Origin of the sequence: Streptomyces sp. NBC_00078 (assembly GCF_026343335.1) — a bacterium.
GTDB lineage: Bacteria > Actinomycetota > Actinomycetes > Streptomycetales > Streptomycetaceae > Streptomyces.
Map to the genome: position 1 here is coordinate 2,186,470 of NZ_JAPELX010000001.1, position 14,503 is coordinate 2,200,972.

Below are 14,503 nucleotides of genomic sequence, written 5' to 3' on the forward strand. Positions count from 1 at the left end.
GTCGGGGGGAAAGAACCAGCCATGGCACGTCTGACAACTCCCCCGCCCCGCATCGGGCTTCTCGTCTTCCAGCCTCTCCGGAGACGGCACTGCAAGGAGTGTCAAGCCGGACCGTTGACGCTGCTCGTGATCGAAGAGGGAGCGCCGCGGTGTCTCGACTGTGCCGATCTCGGGCATCTGGTGTTCCTGCCGCGCGGCGACACGGCGCTGACGCGTCGGTCGCGGGAGGAGAGCACACTGTCGGCGGTCGTGGTGCGCTTCAACCGGCGCAAGGCGCGGTACGAGCGGCAGGGCGTCCTGGTCGAGGAGGCGGGGCTCGCCCGGGCCGAGCGGCGGTGCCTCGCGGACGCCGAGGCGCGGCGGCGGCGTCGGGTGCGGGACGCCCGGCGACGGGCCGCGGAGGACGTGCGGTTCACGAAGGCGTTCGCGGCGGAGATACGGCGGCTGTTTCCCGCGTGCCCGGTGGAGCGGGCCCGGGAGATCGCGGAGCACTCGTCGGTGCGGGGCAGCGGGCGGGTGGGCCGGAGTGCCGCGGGGCGGGCGCTGTCCGAGGGGGCGGTGGTCTCGGCGGTCGTGGCGTCGGTACGGCATGTGGACACGCCGTACGACCAGCTGCTGATGAGCGGGGTGCCGCGGCACGAGGCCCGGCGGCGGATCGGAGCGGGGGTGGAGACGGTGCTGCGGGGGTGGCGGTCGGACAGGGCGGAGGCCGGTTGACGGACAGGGACCGGGCGGCGAGCGCCTAGCCGGCCGCGCACGGACGGCGGTCCGGCGGCGCCCGCCTGGACGCCCGCACATGTGCCCGCGCCCTTCGGCATGGTCACCGGGCCCGTACGGGAATTCACTTGTGGTGGTAGGAGGTGCCGGGCGAGGTCTCGGCTCGATACGGGGAGTTGACCTGAAGTGATCGATGGGCCGTACCTCTGGCTGACGGTGTTGGGTGTGCTCGGGACCGGTCTGGTGGCCGGGGTCTTCTGCGGTTTCTCGACGTTCGTGATGAGGGGGCTCGCCGCGCTGCCGCCGGCGCAGGGCGTCGCCGCGATGAACGCGATCAACGTGAGCGCGGTGATGCCCGCGTTCATGCTCGTGTTCGTGGGGTCGGCGGTGCTGTGCGCGGTGCTCGCCGTGGTGACGTTCGTCTTGTGGCCGGACGAGGGCACGGTGGAACTGCTGGTGGGCAGCGCGCTGTATCTGTTCGGCTGCTTCGGGGTGACCATGGTCGCGAACGTGCCGCGCAACGACGCCCTGCTCAAAATGGATCCGGGCACCGCGGAGGCGGCAGCGTACTGGCCGTCGTACGTGCGCGAGTGGACGTTCTGGAACCACGTCCGCATGGTCGCCTCGGCCGGCTCCGCGTTGGCCTATGTGCTGGCGCTCACCTGAGAGGCGGCTGAGAAGTTCCGGGCGGGCGCTGGGGGAACGCCGAGAGGGGTGGGGCAGAAAGCGCTGTCCGTCCCCTCTGCGCACAGGGCCGAGGAGTCGTATCGTGGCCGAAAGAACGCCGCCCGATGACGCACGGCTCGTCGTACGCGTAGGCAAGGAAGACGGCCATGGCCGATCCCAAGGGTTTCATGACCACGCCTCGCCGGGAGTGGCCCCGCCGGCCGGTCGAGGAGCGGGTCCGGGACTGGAACGAGGTCTATGTTCCCGGTGCGCTGCTGCCGATCGTCACCGGACAGGCCGACCGCTGCATGGACTGCGGTGTCCCGTTCTGCCACGACGCCTGCCCGCTGGGCAATCTGATCCCCGAGTGGAACGACCTGGTCAGCCGGGACGACTGGCGGGCGGCGGCCGACCGGCTGCACGCCACGAACAACTTCCCGGAGTTCACCGGCCGGCTCTGTCCGGCGCCGTGCGAGGCGGGGTGCGTGCTCGCCATCAACCAGCCCGCGGTCACCATCAAGAACGTCGAGGTCGCCATCGCCGACAGGGCCTGGGAGTTGGGCCTCGCACCCCCGAGAGCGCCGGACCGGCTGTCCGGGCGGACCGTCGCGGTGATCGGGTCGGGGCCCACGGGGCTCGCGGCGGCACAGCAGCTGACCCGGGCCGGGCACACGGTCGCCGTGTACGAGAAGGACGACCGGCTCGGCGGGCTGATGCGGTACGGCATCCCCGAGTTCAAGATGGAGAAGCACCATCTGGACCGGCGGCTGGAGCAGATGCGGGCCGAGGGGACGAAGTTCCGTACGTCGACGGCGGTCGGGCGGGACATCGGCGCGGCGGAGTTGCGGTCGCGCTACGACGCCGTGGTGATCGCGACGGGGGCCACTGCGTGGCGCGAACTGACCGTGCCGGGACGGGAGTTGGCCGGGATACAGCAGGCGATGGAGTATCTTCCGCTGTCCAACCGGGTGCGCGAGGGGGACCTGCAGAGTTCCCCGATGTGCGCCGCCGGGAAACACGTCGTCATCGTCGGCGGCGGTGACACGGGGGCGGACTGCCTGGGCACCGCGGTGCGTGAAGGGGCCGCGTCCGTCACGCAGTTGGACATCTACAGCCGGCCCGGCGCCGATCGCGACGAGGACACCGAGCCCTGGCCGACGTACCCGAAGATCTACCGGCTTTCGGCCGCCCACGAGGAGGCCCGCGATCTTCGGACGGCGCCGGCGGCGGACGCGGACGCGCGCCTGTTCGCGGCGTCCACGCTCCGCTTCGAGGGCGACGCGAACGGGCATGTGAGTTCGCTGCACCTCGTCGAGGTCGACGCGCAGCGCCGACCGCTGGCGGAGAGCGGGCGGACGTTGCCCGCCGACCTCGTCCTGCTCGCGCTCGGTTTTTCCGGACCGGACCGGGCGGACGGACTCGTGGACCAGTTGGGGCTGGCGATGGAGCCTCGCGGGACGATCACCCGGGACGTCGGGTTCGCGACCAACGTGCCCGGCGTGTTCGCGGCCGGGGACGCCGCGCGCGGGCAGTCACTGATCGTGTGGGCGATCGCGGAGGGCCGGGCGGTGGCGGCGGCCGTCGACCGCCATCTGACGGGAAGTTCACAACTGCCCGCGCCGATAGGGCCGTACGACCGGCCGATGGCGGTCTAGCCGACGGCGGTGTGATCGCCGACGCCCGTGTCACCTCCGACGGCAGCGGTGTGGCCTGAGACGGCAGCGGATTGCCGTCGAAGGTCAGCGTCGTCCGTCCGCCCCCGCCACCTTGGCCGTCGACAGCGCCACCCGGTTCCACGTGTTGATCGTGAAGATCAGGGCGAGCACGTGGGCCAGTTCCTCCTCGCCGAACTGGGCCGCGGCCTGGGCGTAGACCTCGTCCGGGACGCCGCCGTCGGCGACCAGCGTGACCGCCTCCGTCAGGGCGAGAGCTGCCTGCTCCCGTTCGGTGAAGAAGTGTCGGGCCTCGCGCCAGACGGCGATCATGTGCAGCCGGTCCTCGCTCTCACCGGCCTTGCGGGCATCGCCCGTGTGCATGTGCAGGCAGTACGCGCAGTGGTTGAGGTGCGAGGCACGGATCTGGATCAGTTCCACGAGGGCCGGGTCGAGGCCCTCGCGGGCGGCGGCGTCGAATCCGATGAGGGCGCGGAACACCTTGGGGGCGGACTTCCCGAAGTCCAGGCGGCCCTTTTCGGCCACGGCCGCGACGTGGCCGTGGCCGTCAGGCGTGCTCGACGTGTTCATCGCGCCTGCCGAGTCGGTCGTGTTCGTCGTGTTCGTCGTGTTCGTCGTCATGTGCATCAATATACGAGCTGGAAAGACCCGCTGTAGGGTGCATTTCCATGGCGGAATCATGGGTCAATTCAGCGGAGCGGATCGGGGCCGACCTGCATCTTGAGCTGACCGAAGCGGGTGGGCGGCGGGCCGCGCTCATCGAGGCGCTGCGCGAGGCCGCGCGCGGCGGGCGGCTCGCCCCCGGCACCCGGCTGCCGCCGTACCGCTCGCTCGCCGCCGACCTCGGTGTCGCCCGCAACACGGTCGCCGACGCGTACGCGGAGCTGGTCGCGGAGGGCTGGCTGACCGCCCGCCAGGGCTCGGGCACCAGGGTGGCGGCCCGTACCGAACCTCTCCGCCACGGTCCGCGCGCGCTCCGGAACGCACCTGCACGCGCGCGTGGGTCCAAGGCGCGTGCACCCGCGCGTGGCCCCCGGCACGATCTGCGCCAGGGCACCCCGGACGCGTCCGCGTTCCCGCGTGCGGCCTGGCTGGCCTCCTACCGGCGAGCTCTGCAGCAGGCGCCCAACGAGGTGTTCGGGCCCGGTGATCCCGCCGGTCGCGTCGAGCTCAGGGAGGCGCTCACGGAGTATCTGGCACGCGCGCGTGGTGTGCGAACGGAGCCGGAGCGGATCGTGATCTGCTCGGGCTTCGCGCACGCGCTGCGCCTGCTCTTCGACGGCCGGAACCGGATCCTGGGCGGACCACTGGCCGTGGAGGCGTACGGGCTGCCCTTCCACCGGGAACTGCTCGCGGCTGCCGGCGTACGGACGGTGCCACTCCCCCTCGACGAACACGGCGCCCGTATCGACCGGTTGGCACGCGAACGCGCCGTGCTGCTCACGCCCGCCCACCAGCTCCCGACCGGCGGACCGCTGGCCGCCCAGCGCCGTTCAGCGGTGGTCGACTGGGCACGCGCGCGGGGCGGGGTGGTCCTGGAGGACGACTACGACGGGGAGTTCCGGTACGACCGCAGGCCCGTCGGGGCCGTCCAGGGTCTCGATCCCGAGCGCGTGATCTACATCGGTTCGGTCAGCAAGAGCCTGTCCCCCGCGGTACGGCTCGGGTGGATGGTGCTGCCGGAGCGGTACGTGGACGGCGTGCTCGCTGCCAAGGGCGAACGGGAGGCGTGGGCGAGCGTCCTGGACCAGCTGAGCCTCGCCGACTTCATCGCCTCGGGGTCGTACGACCGTCATGTACGGCGCATGCGGCAGCGATACCGGAGCCGCCGTGACCGCCTCGTCGCGGCGCTCGCCCCGCACACGCCGCGGATCGCGGTGACCGGAGTCGCGGCCGGGCTGCACGCGGTGCTGCGACTGCCGCCAGGCACCGAGCGGTCCACCGTCAAGGCCGCCACCTGGCAGGGCGTCGCGCTCGAAGGGCTCGCCGGGTTCCGGCACCCGGACGCGAACACGGCCGCGCCCGACGGTCTGGTCGTGGGCTACGCGACGCCCTTGGAACACGCGTACGGGACCGCGCTGGAAGCGCTGTGCCGGATCCTGCCGCCGGGCGGCCCCGAGGATCCCGCCTGATCCACTCGCCGACGGGACGGTTCTCCACCATTGCTTGGCGCCCGTCAATTCAGCAGCAACACAAGGAAGAAGTTCAGAAGCCGGGAGGTTCAGAAGCCAGAAGCCACGAGCCAGGAGTTCAGCGAATATCACGCAATGACCTCACGAGAGCAGGAAGTCGGCTTCCCCTGCCTTGGCACCCTGGATGAACGCGGTCATCTCGTCGGTGGTGTAGATCAGCGCAGGCCCGTCCGGGTCGGTGGACTGACGTACGGCGATCCGGCCGTCGGCGAGCTTCATCGCCTCCAGGCAGTTCCCACCGTTGCCGCCGCTCCACGGCTTGTGCCAGCCCTCGCTCCCCAACTCCCGCGCGGGCATGCCGTTGTAGACGTGTTTGCGCGGTTTGATGCGATCCATTCACAGCTCCTTGCGGAGGTCCCGGAGGATCTCCTTCGTGCGATGTGCCGTAGCGGCCTGCGCCGCCATGCGGTCCATGGCCTCGAGGTGGGTCGCCACCTCCGGGCGCGCGTCGAGATAGACGGCGCCGGTCAGGTACTCGCTGTAGACCATGTCCGGCAGTTCTGACATGGCAAATCGGAACAGCACGAAGGGCCCGTACGTGCCGGGGTGCGGCCCGTTGGTGAACGGCCCGACCTGCAGGGTCACGTTGGGCAGCTTCGCGGCCCAGAGCAGCTTGTCGATCTGGGCACGCATCACCTCCGGGCCGCCGACGGGGCGGCGCAACACGGTCTCGTCGAACACGGCCCAGAACCGAGGCGCGCCCTGACGGGTGAGCAGTTCCTGGCGTTGTATGCGCAGGGCCACATGACGCTCGATGTCGTCGGGCCTGGTCTGGCCGATCGCGCCCGACCGCAGCACTCCGCGCGCGTACTCCTCGGTCTGCAACAGGCCGGGCACGAAGTGCGGATCGTACGAGCGGATCAGCGCGGCCGCACCCTCCAGGCTGACGTACATGGAGAACCAGCCGGGCAGGATGTCGTGGAACCGCTGCCACCAGCCGGGCCTGTTGGCCTCCTCGGCCAGCCGTACGAAGACCTCGGCCTCCTCGTCCGAGACGCCGTAGGACTTCAGGAGCAGCTGGAGGTACGGGATTTTCAGGCCGACCTCGGCCATCTCCATGCGGCGGACGGTGGCGGGAGCGACCCGAAGGACGCGGGCCGCCTCCTCGCGCTTGAGGCCGGCGCGCTCCCGCAGGTCCAGCAGACGGCGGCCGAGGACGACTTGACCGACCGTCGGCGCGGACCGCGGTTCACTCACGCTCCACCTCCACTGGCCGCCGAGAGTCCAAAAGCATGCTGACAGCCCTGCGGCGCCATTCGAAGACCTATTCGAAGATCTGTACGGATCTCCGTTGATCCCAACTGGCGCCGCCCAAGGTGCTGTTGCGAGCAGTGTGCCACGGCACTTCACCGCGTCACACGCACTCTGCATTTTTCAAAGTGACACTTGCCAAGTGTTCACGGCGGGGCGATAGTGGCAAGCGTGATTCCGTCCGCGCCCTTAGGAACAGACGCTGCCGCAGGCCGCCCCCTCGGTCTCGGTGCCGCCTCGGGAGTGAGGCCCGACAGGGCCGCTGCCGAGCGCCGGTTCCGCTTCGAGCTGGCCGCACATCCGGGGTCTCCCGCGCAGGCCAGACGCCTGACGAGGGCTCGGCTGGACGTGTGGTCAGTGTGCGAGGACATCTGCGACACCGCGGCTCTGGTCATCTCCGAGCTGGTCACCAACGCCCTCATGCACACGGCGAGCAGCCACATAGTCTGCGAGCTGCACGGCAATGACGACCTGGTGCGCATAGCCGTGCGTGACGAGGGTTGTGCACCGGGTGAGCCTCATCCGTCGCGGGCGCGGCCCGATGAGGAGCACGGGAGGGGATTGCTCCTCATCGACGCGCTCTGTGACGCATGGGGCGCCCATGACCACGGCCCGGGACTGCTGGTCTGGGCGGAGCTGCCGCGCAAGGCGGACACGCCCCGTCACGACTGCGGCCCCTGCAACGACCTGGGCTGGGGAGCCCGCCCCAAGCCGGGCCCGGCCGGCGGTTCGGGCGACGAGGACGAGGCCGATGCACACCAACGGCAGCACGGGACGGGAAGCCCATGGCGGTGAGGGCTGCGTCCGGGGGGCAGGTGCTGAGCCTGGACACGCTGGTCCGCCTCCGGCGCGGACTGCATACGCCGGGTGCGCACCAGCGGCTGCCCGTGCCCGAGGGCATGACGGCCCCGCTGGGCTGCGACGCGGTGGAGGTACCCGCGCGCTTCGGCCCGCTGGTGCTGCCTCGGCTGCCACGCGTGGGGTGCGTCTACGCCGACGAGGCGCACTGGTGGTGGCTCGTCCCCTCCGACTCCGACTACGCGATCGAGTGGCCTGAGCCCGCGCAGTACGCCGCCGGGGCGGTGGTTCCGGACGCCCCGGCGGTCCCCGACCTCGTCCACCGGCCGTCCGGCACGGTCCCCTACACCCCGCCGATCCCGCTGTATCTGGTCCTGTGCCGGGTCACGGGAACGACGCCCGCATGGTCACGGCCGGCCGCCGCGTGACCCTCGTGATTGCGTAAACATCGCCCTCGCAGGGCGTACGCCAACGCGCTCGCCCCTCTCCGACACACGCCCTCCCCCGATGGACCCGGCCCCGCGATAGTGGCCGTTCGTCGAGGTGAACCGAGGGAGGCTTCGGTGGGGATGACGCGGGGCTCGGGCGGGCGGGGGAAGACGCGGGGCTCGGGCGGGCGGAAGAAGACGCGGGGCTCGGGCCGACGGGGGAAGACGCGGGGCTCGGGCGGGCGGGGGAAGAGGGGCGGTGTCGAGGCACCCGAGGTCTCCGAGTCGGAGCAGCTGCTCTTCGGGGGGCCTTTGCGCTACGACATGGGCTGGAACCAGCACCGGGAGCGTTTCTGGAGCTGAGCTTCCGGGCCATGGTGACGCGGCTGCCGGCCCTGCTGGGGTCGAGTATCCGGCTCGCCTGGCAGGCCGACCGGCGGGCGGCGCGGACCGTGCTGGCGGCCGAGGTCGGCCGGGGCGCGATGCAGGCGGTGAGCCTGCTCGCGGTCAACAGCGTGCTGGGCCGGCTGATCACCGGCGGTCCGGTCGAAGGCCGGCTGCGCGGCGCCGTTCCCGCGCTGGTCGCGATGGCCGCCGTCATGCTGGTCGGGGCGCTGCTGCGGGGCGGCGTCGGTGTATGCCACCGGACGACGTGAGCCCAAGGTGGAGCGAGTGGCCACGGAGCCGTACCTGGAGCGGGCGGCGGCCGTGGAGCCGGCCGCGATCGAGGACCACTCGTTCCACAAGCTGCTGGACACCGCGCAGTACGGCGCCTCCTCGGCCCGGCGGATGATCTCGTACGCCACGCGCGTGGTGAACGCGATGATCTCACTGATCGCGGCGGCGAGCGCGCTGACCGTGCTGCACCCGGCGCTGCTTCCGCTGCTCTGGCGGGCATCGGGGCGAGAGCCTGCTGGCGGCCCCTGTTGACGACCGTGCCGATGGCGCGGACCTTGCCGGTCTCCACCGTGATCCGCCGAAGGAACTTCACCGTCGGATCGAGCAAGGTGTAAGCCATGCCCTGTGGCTGTGTCGAGTGGACGGCCCCGTCCGCCGCAGAGTCGAGCGGGGTGACGAAGACGCCGCCATGCACACCGCCGATCGGGTGCGGTGTTCCTCGCCAGACACCAGCGGGAAGACCCCCCGCCAGAGCACCGGCCTCTCCGTCGTGAGCGGTGTCAGCCGGCTTCCGTCAGGGCTGCGCGCGGCGACGAGGATCTCGCCGTCGATCAGCGCGTGCTGGGCGCCCTCCCGTCGGCCGGAACCCTGCTCGACTGCGGCGGTGGGCGAGTTCGTCGAAGGCGGGTGTTGTGCCCTCGTCGATCAGCGCCTCCTTGGAGGCGAACTGCCGGTAGAAGCCGCCGTGGGTCAGACCGGCAGCCTTCATCAGGTCCGGCGACGCCGATGTGGGTCCCCCTGCTCCCGGAACAGCCGGGAGGCGGTCTGCACGACCCGCTCCCGGTTCTCCCGAGCCTGCGCCTGTGACACACGTCCCATCGCCCCCCCGATTGAATGTCGATCGTAATTCATTCTCGGGCGCATCGCCACCGATGCGGACCTGGGCGCAGCGCTGGGACGCCAGGTGCACCTACGCCCGCCGCGCCGACTCGGGCAGCGGCCGGGCCTTCCGCCGCCACGTCCCAACTCTCCTGCGCGACCTGGGACTTGACGGTGATCATGAAATGCTCGCCCACGCCCTGCTCGCCTTCACCAGCCTCGATGCGGCGGACTACCTGCGCGAGGAGCTCGGGGCGCCCACCACGCGCCTGCAGGCCACGTGGGTCGACCTCATACGGCGGTTGGCCCAACCCGAGGGAACATGAGCGCGCATGCCCAGCAGGTGGCGGTCGGCATCCTCAGACGCCGTAGGCCACCATTGGAGTACGTTCGCAATACCATACGCCGAGAGGGCCGACTGAGGACAGGCGGCCCTTCCGGCGCATGGAGGAGCCCGTGGTGCGGTACAGCAAAGAGCACAAGCAGGTGACGAGGCAGCGGATCATCGAGACCGCCGGCCGTCGGTTCAAGCGCGACGGCATCGACGGCTCGGGCATCTCGACACTCATGGCGGACGCCGGACTGACCAACGGTGCCTTCTACGCCCACTTCGAGTCCAAGGACGACCTCGTCGCCACCGCGGTCGCAGACCAGTTGCGCACACTGAACGCGAACGTCGTCACGCAGGCGGCACCGGGCATCGTCGGACTCAAGCAGATCGTGCGGCAATATCTGTCGCCCCAGCACCGCGACAACCCCGACGAGGGTTGCCCCTCCGCCGCACTCCTCGACGAGATCGGGCGGTGCGGGGACGCGACCAAGCAGGCCTACACCGACGGCGTACTGGCCGTCACGGACAGCATCGCCGAGCGCCTCGCGCCGGCCGATCCGCGCTCGGTCCGCAAAAAGACCCTCAGCGTCTACGCCATGATGGTCGGAACCCTGCAGCTCTCCCGCGCCTTGGCCGACCGGCAACTCTCCGACGAGCTCCTCGAAGAGGGCATCCACAACGCCCTGACCGCCCTCGGCATCGCGGAGTCCCGCTGACCCGCAGCGGCACAACGCGGCAACCGCTCCACGCCACGCCCTCTGAGTTCCGCCGAGCACCTGCCGCGCCGGCGGGGGCTTTCCGGTCCGCAGCGTTGCGACCGCCTCTCCTTCCGCGCCGCGAGCCGTTGTGAAGGCTGGTTTCGCACGTCCTCGACCAGGGCCGCCTCGCGGAGTCCGGCACCCCGGACGAGCTTCTGGCGAGCGGCGGCATCTACGCGGAGCTGTACTCGCTCCAGGCGGAGCAGTTCACGGTGCCGGTGCCCGCCCCGAAGGCGGGCTGACGTCACCTGAGACCGCCCCCTGGAGCTGCTCAGGCCGTCGCGTCGGCTGCCTCACCCGGGCGGACGATCACCAGGAACATGTCCGTCGCCAGGTCCATGACCACCTCGGCGGGCAGTCCTTCCAGTCGCCGCGCATGCGCGAACTCCTCCGCGGGCCACGAGCCTCGCGGCCCACCTGCGGGAAAGCGTTCGAGCACTGTTCGCCCGTTCACCATCTCGCACCTCCAGAAAGCGTCGTTGTTGGAGTTAACGCCTTCCAGGGGCCGAACGCCTCGCTCAGTTGCGGTACTGAGACGTAGTTGACACTCGTCCACTGCGGATTGTGAGGTTCCGGTCACTGTGCGGTCATATGCGCTACCGAACGTGTCAGATCTCGTACTCGTCGTGATACCGGATGCGCTCGCTCCCCGCCGGCGCTCCGAGAGTGGACGCGCGCCCCTTGGGCTCCTCCCACTCCTCCTGCCGGCCCAGCGCGGTCAGGTCGAGGAAGCCCGTGGTCGAGCCGAGTCCGTCGAGGCCGCGCTCATACGTCGAGTAGGTGTGGAAGACCCGCTCACCGTCCCGCAGGAAGCAGCTGACACCGGGCCGCTCGACCGACTCCCCCTCGCGCTCCAGGGTCACGTCGAAGTCACGGTTGAAGTCGCTGCCGTACGACGAGTACCAGGGCACCGTCCACCCCATCCGGGCCTTGAACGGCAGGATCTTCGTGTACGGCGCACGGGAGACGGCCACGAAAGTCGTCCCCCGTGCCCACATATGCGCCAGATGCCCTATCTGGTCCAGGAACCCCGAACAGCTGCGGCAGCCGGCGTCCCACTCGGGCGCGAACATGAAGTGGTAGATGACGAGTTGAAGCCGTCCCTCGAACAGGTCGGGCAGGGTGGCCTTCCCGTCGCCGCCCTCGAAGACGTACGCCTCGTCCACCTCGACCATCGGCAGCCTGCGCCGCTCGGCGTTGAGCGCGTCACGCGCGCGTGTGGCGGCCTTCTCCTTTGCAAGCAGTTCCTCGCGTGCGGCAAGCCACTGCTCGCGCGAGACGATCTCCGGAAGCGACATGGCTCCTCCTGTACAACGGTCCGTTCCGGGTGGTGACCGACGGGAGGGGCGGAACTCATCGCCGCTCGGCAGATTTCTTCGGGCAGTTCCGGCAGGTTCTTCGGGCGGGTTCAGGTCGAGTACGCCACCGGGAGCGTGACCAGGCCACGGGCGCGCAGGGAGCGGCGCCACCGCAGGTCGTCGTCCGCGAGGCCGAGTTCGGGAAACCGCTCCAGCAGAGCGGCTACGGCGATCTCGGTCTCCGCGCGGGCCAGGGGTGCGCCCAGGCAGTAGTGGATGCCGTGGCCGAGGGCGAGGTGGCCGGAGGCGTCGCGGGTCAGGTCGAGTCGGTCGGGGCCGGGGAAGCGGTCCGGGTCGCGGTCGGCGGCGGACGGGGACACCCAGACCGTCTCGCCGGCGGGGACGGTGACGCCGCCGATGGTCACGTCCTCGACGGGGAAACGCCGGATGGCGAGCAGGGCGGGGCCTTCGTAGCGCAGGAACTCCTGGACCGCGGCGGGCAGTTGCGTCATGTCCTTGCGCAGGGCGGCCAGCTGCTCGGGGTGTTGCAGCAGAGCGAGCACGGCGTTGCCGATGAGCTGCACCGTGTTCTCGTAACCGGCGAAGAGGATGAGGAAGGCGAGGGACATCAGTTCGTCCTCGCTGAGCCGGTCGCCCTCCTCACGCACGGAGATCAGGTCGGAGAGCAGGTCGTCGGCGGGCGCGCTGCGCTTGTCCGCGAGAAGCCTGGTGAAGTAGCCGAGCATGGCGACGACCGCTTCTCTGGCCGCCTCGGGCCGCGCAGCCGGGTCCGGGGCGACGAGGGTGTCGGTCCAGACACGGAAGTCCAGGCGGTGCTGGTCCGGGATGCCGAGCAGGTCGCAGATGACGGTGATCGGCAGGGGCGCGGCGTAGGCGGCGATCAGGTCGGCGGTGCCGTGCGGGCCGAGCGCGTCGAGGAGTCGGTCGGCGGTGCGGCGGATGGGCGTGCGGAGCTTCTCGATACGGCGGGTGGTGAAGGCGCGGCCGACCAGGCGGCGGATGCGGGTGTGGTCGGGCGGGTCCATGTTGAGGAGGTTGGCGTCGAGCGCCGGCGGCAGGGAGAAGCCCTTGTAGGTGCCCGCTGTGGCATGCCGTTTGTCGAGCGAGAGCCGCGGGTCGGCGAGGGCCGCGCGAGCGTCGTCGTAGCGGGTGACGAGCCAGGCGGGCGTGCCGTCCGGTCCGGCGATGCGGTGCACGGGTGCGGTCTCGCGCAGCCGCCGGTAGACGTCGTAGGGGTGGTCGAGGAGGCCGTCGGCGGGATCCATGGGTTCAGCGTAGGGGCGCCCGGGCACCGGCGCGATCACCTGCCCGACTGCGTGACGCCCTGGGCGAGTTGACCGACGACGCCGAGGACTCCCTGGCCGAAGGCGGTGGGGGCGATCAATATGCCGAACACGAGCACGATGGCCACGGTCAGCTTCTCGTCGTTCCTGCTTCGGGCCTCCGTGCGGCGCCCCAGCCGCAGGACGATGATCACTGCGAGCAGCACCGCGACATCGATCGTCAGCTCCACCGGCCGGCCTCCCGTCAGGCACCTGCGTCCCGGCCTTCATGTGTAGCGTGAAACCACTTCGCGTGACGGCCCGGTTACCGGTGGTTGGCGCCAAAGTACTGCTCTGCGACCGGTTTTCAGGTCTTGTATTCCTGGACGCGTCGGCCATGGCTCCGGTCGAGAAGTGCCGGCATCCGTTCCGCCAACTCCCGCACCACGGCCGGGACATCAAGGGTGAGCAGCTCGCGGTCGCGCATCAGCACCCGCCCGTCGACGGCACCTGGAACCTGGAGAACCTGTACCGGCCCGGCGGCCCCTTCGGCCCCAAGGACAAGGCCGCCTACGACACGAAACTCGCGGCCCTCGCCGCCGTGATCACGGAGCTCGACCCGGCGCTGCTCGGTGTGCAGGAGGCCGTCGAGCCCGAGGCGCTGGACGACCTGGTCGGCATGCTGGACGGCGACTGGCACGTCGCGCTGTCGCAGCACCCGGACGGCCGGGGCATCCGTACGGCCGGGGCATCCGGGTCGGCTTTCTCAGCCGTACGGCGCTGGAGGTGCTGGCCGACACGAACGCGTTCCCGGCGAAGCTGCGCCCCGTACAGGAGGACGACTCGGGTGCGCAGGTGTCGGCGGCGGGGCGCGGGTTCCTCGCGGTGGAGGTCGCGACGGACGCAGGTCCGCTGCGGGTGGCCGTGGCCCACCTGAAGTCGAAGCTGCTGTCGTATCCGGGAGGCCGTTTCTTCCCTCACGACGAGGGCGAACGGGCCCGTTTCGGCGCCTACGCCCTCTATCGTCGGGCCGCCGAGGCGACGACCCTGCGCGCTGGCCGACGACCTGCTGGCCGGGGACGGACGCGCACGGGACGTTGCCGTGCTGGGCGACCTCAACGACGAGGTGCAGGCCGCGACCACCCAGATCCTGCTCGGCCCGCCCGGCTCCGAGATCGGCACACCGGGCTACGACAAGCCGGACAGGGGCGACGCGGAGCGGCTGTGGGACGTGGCACCGCTGATCCCCGCCGAGCAGCGCTACTCCCGCGTCGACTCGGGGCGGCGCGAGCTGATCGACCACATCCTGGTGAGCCACCGCCTGGTCCGGCGGGTGACGGCGGCGGGAACGGGGCTGCCCGGTGAAGGGACGCTGCGGCTGCCGTCGGTGGGGCCGGATCCGGCGGAGCGGCAGGGGAAGCCGGGGTCGGACCATGCGCCGGTGTGGGTGCGTGTGGGGCAGTAGTTCATGACTGGTCAGCGGCCCCGTTCGTGGTTCAGGCGGGCCAGGAGCAGGTTCGGGTCCGGCTCGGTGGCGAAGTACGCGTATCGCGGCCGCGAGGTCGCCCGCGCGGCTCACGGGCTCCGGGCCGGTGGCTGACGTGGCCGACG

17 protein-coding genes and 3 pseudogenes are annotated in these 14,503 nt (G+C 70.8%); 10 read left to right on the top strand and 10 right to left on the bottom strand.

The genetic code is table 11. The features are described from left to right. Positions 1-21: 21 nt before the first annotated feature. The 3 genes from OOK07_RS10215 to gltD all read left to right on the top strand — a co-directional run bounded on the left by OOK07_RS10215 (position 22) and on the right by gltD (position 3,038). Positions 22-717: a DUF2293 domain-containing protein gene (locus OOK07_RS10215; RefSeq protein ID WP_266796021.1), complete on the top strand. Its 696-nt coding sequence runs from the start codon at positions 22-24 to the stop codon at positions 715-717. Between the two features lie 186 nt (positions 718-903). After that, positions 904-1,383 (top strand): anthrone oxygenase family protein, encoded by a 480-nt coding sequence (locus OOK07_RS10220; protein WP_266796022.1) that lies wholly within the window; start codon positions 904-906, stop codon positions 1,381-1,383. A 167-nt stretch (positions 1,384-1,550) separates the two neighbouring features. Further along, positions 1,551-3,038, top strand: coding sequence for a glutamate synthase subunit beta (gene gltD / locus OOK07_RS10225; protein ID WP_266678962.1), 1,488 nt, complete (start codon positions 1,551-1,553; stop codon positions 3,036-3,038). 84 nt (positions 3,039-3,122) lie between these two features. On the opposite strand, the gene OOK07_RS10230 is transcribed toward gltD, so the two are convergent. Next, entirely contained in the window at positions 3,123-3,626 is a 504-nt protein-coding gene (locus tag OOK07_RS10230) for a carboxymuconolactone decarboxylase family protein (RefSeq protein ID WP_266683432.1), read from the bottom strand. 98 nt (positions 3,627-3,724) lie between these two features. Between OOK07_RS10230 and pdxR the strand changes: the two genes are divergently transcribed. Then, positions 3,725-5,188 (top strand): MocR-like pyridoxine biosynthesis transcription factor PdxR, encoded by a 1,464-nt coding sequence (gene pdxR, locus OOK07_RS10235; protein ID WP_266796024.1) that lies wholly within the window; start codon positions 3,725-3,727, stop codon positions 5,186-5,188. A gap of 141 nt (positions 5,189-5,329) precedes the next feature. On the opposite strand, the gene OOK07_RS10240 is transcribed toward pdxR, so the two are convergent. Further along, positions 5,330-5,584 carry a DUF397 domain-containing protein gene (locus tag OOK07_RS10240; protein ID WP_266678966.1) on the bottom strand — a complete coding sequence of 85 codons (255 nt, stop codon included), beginning with the start codon at positions 5,582-5,584 and terminating at the stop codon, positions 5,330-5,332. Then, positions 5,585-6,445, bottom strand: coding sequence for a Sco1979 family transcriptional regulator (locus tag OOK07_RS10245; protein WP_266796026.1), 861 nt, complete (start codon positions 6,443-6,445; stop codon positions 5,585-5,587). It abuts the gene before it with no gap. 216 nt (positions 6,446-6,661) lie between these two features. On the opposite strand from OOK07_RS10245, the gene OOK07_RS10250 reads away from it, so the two are divergent. The 3 genes and pseudogenes from OOK07_RS10250 to OOK07_RS10260 form a co-directional block, all read left to right on the top strand. Then, the gene (locus OOK07_RS10250) at positions 6,662-7,294 is read left to right on the top strand and encodes an ATP-binding protein (RefSeq protein ID WP_266796028.1); all 633 of its coding nucleotides are present in this window, start codon (positions 6,662-6,664) and stop codon (positions 7,292-7,294) included. Then, entirely contained in the window at positions 7,285-7,725 is a 441-nt protein-coding gene (locus OOK07_RS10255; protein ID WP_266678972.1) for a hypothetical protein, read from the top strand. Before OOK07_RS10250 ends, OOK07_RS10255 begins: the two co-directional genes overlap by 10 nt. A gap of 141 nt (positions 7,726-7,866) precedes the next feature. Continuing rightward, positions 7,867-8,613: pseudogene (locus OOK07_RS10260) on the top strand (hypothetical protein); the annotation flags it as partial. A 13-nt stretch (positions 8,614-8,626) separates the two neighbouring features. Here OOK07_RS10260 and OOK07_RS10265 read toward each other — a convergent pair. After that, positions 8,627-8,871: pseudogene (locus tag OOK07_RS10265) on the bottom strand (hotdog fold thioesterase); the annotation flags it as partial. A 46-nt stretch (positions 8,872-8,917) separates the two neighbouring features. After that, positions 8,918-9,112 (bottom strand): TetR family transcriptional regulator, encoded by a 195-nt coding sequence (locus tag OOK07_RS43650; protein ID WP_406311464.1) that lies wholly within the window; start codon positions 9,110-9,112, stop codon positions 8,918-8,920. Positions 9,113-9,275: 163 nt separating this feature from the next. Here OOK07_RS43650 and OOK07_RS10275 point away from each other — a divergent pair, with 163 nt between their 5' ends. After that, on the top strand, positions 9,276-9,548 hold the full coding sequence (locus OOK07_RS10275) for a hypothetical protein (RefSeq protein WP_266796029.1): 273 nt from the start codon (positions 9,276-9,278) through the stop codon (positions 9,546-9,548). 130 nt (positions 9,549-9,678) lie between these two features. Further along, complete coding sequence (locus OOK07_RS10280; RefSeq protein ID WP_266683434.1) at positions 9,679-10,269, top strand: TetR/AcrR family transcriptional regulator; 591 nt, start codon at positions 9,679-9,681, stop codon at positions 10,267-10,269. A 313-nt stretch (positions 10,270-10,582) separates the two neighbouring features. On the opposite strand, the gene OOK07_RS10285 is transcribed toward OOK07_RS10280, so the two are convergent. The 5 genes and pseudogenes from OOK07_RS10285 to OOK07_RS10305 all read right to left on the bottom strand — a co-directional run. Then, positions 10,583-10,765 carry a DUF8839 family protein gene (locus OOK07_RS10285; protein WP_524540334.1) on the bottom strand — a complete coding sequence of 61 codons (183 nt, stop codon included), beginning with the start codon at positions 10,763-10,765 and terminating at the stop codon, positions 10,583-10,585. Between the two features lie 154 nt (positions 10,766-10,919). Further along, positions 10,920-11,609 carry a DUF899 domain-containing protein gene (locus tag OOK07_RS10290; protein ID WP_266796031.1) on the bottom strand — a complete coding sequence of 230 codons (690 nt, stop codon included), beginning with the start codon at positions 11,607-11,609 and terminating at the stop codon, positions 10,920-10,922. A gap of 110 nt (positions 11,610-11,719) precedes the next feature. Next, the gene (locus OOK07_RS10295; RefSeq protein WP_266678980.1) at positions 11,720-12,895 is read right to left on the bottom strand and encodes a cytochrome P450 family protein; all 1,176 of its coding nucleotides are present in this window, start codon (positions 12,893-12,895) and stop codon (positions 11,720-11,722) included. A 35-nt stretch (positions 12,896-12,930) separates the two neighbouring features. Then, positions 12,931-13,143 (bottom strand): hypothetical protein, encoded by a 213-nt coding sequence (locus OOK07_RS10300; RefSeq protein ID WP_266678982.1) that lies wholly within the window; start codon positions 13,141-13,143, stop codon positions 12,931-12,933. 116 nt (positions 13,144-13,259) lie between these two features. Further along, positions 13,260-13,397: pseudogene (locus OOK07_RS10305) on the bottom strand (amidohydrolase); the annotation flags it as partial. A gap of 450 nt (positions 13,398-13,847) precedes the next feature. Here OOK07_RS10305 and OOK07_RS43255 point away from each other — a divergent pair. After that, positions 13,848-14,357 (top strand): endonuclease/exonuclease/phosphatase family protein, encoded by a 510-nt coding sequence (locus tag OOK07_RS43255; RefSeq protein ID WP_323183037.1) that lies wholly within the window; start codon positions 13,848-13,850, stop codon positions 14,355-14,357. Positions 14,358-14,503 lie beyond the last annotated feature (146 nt).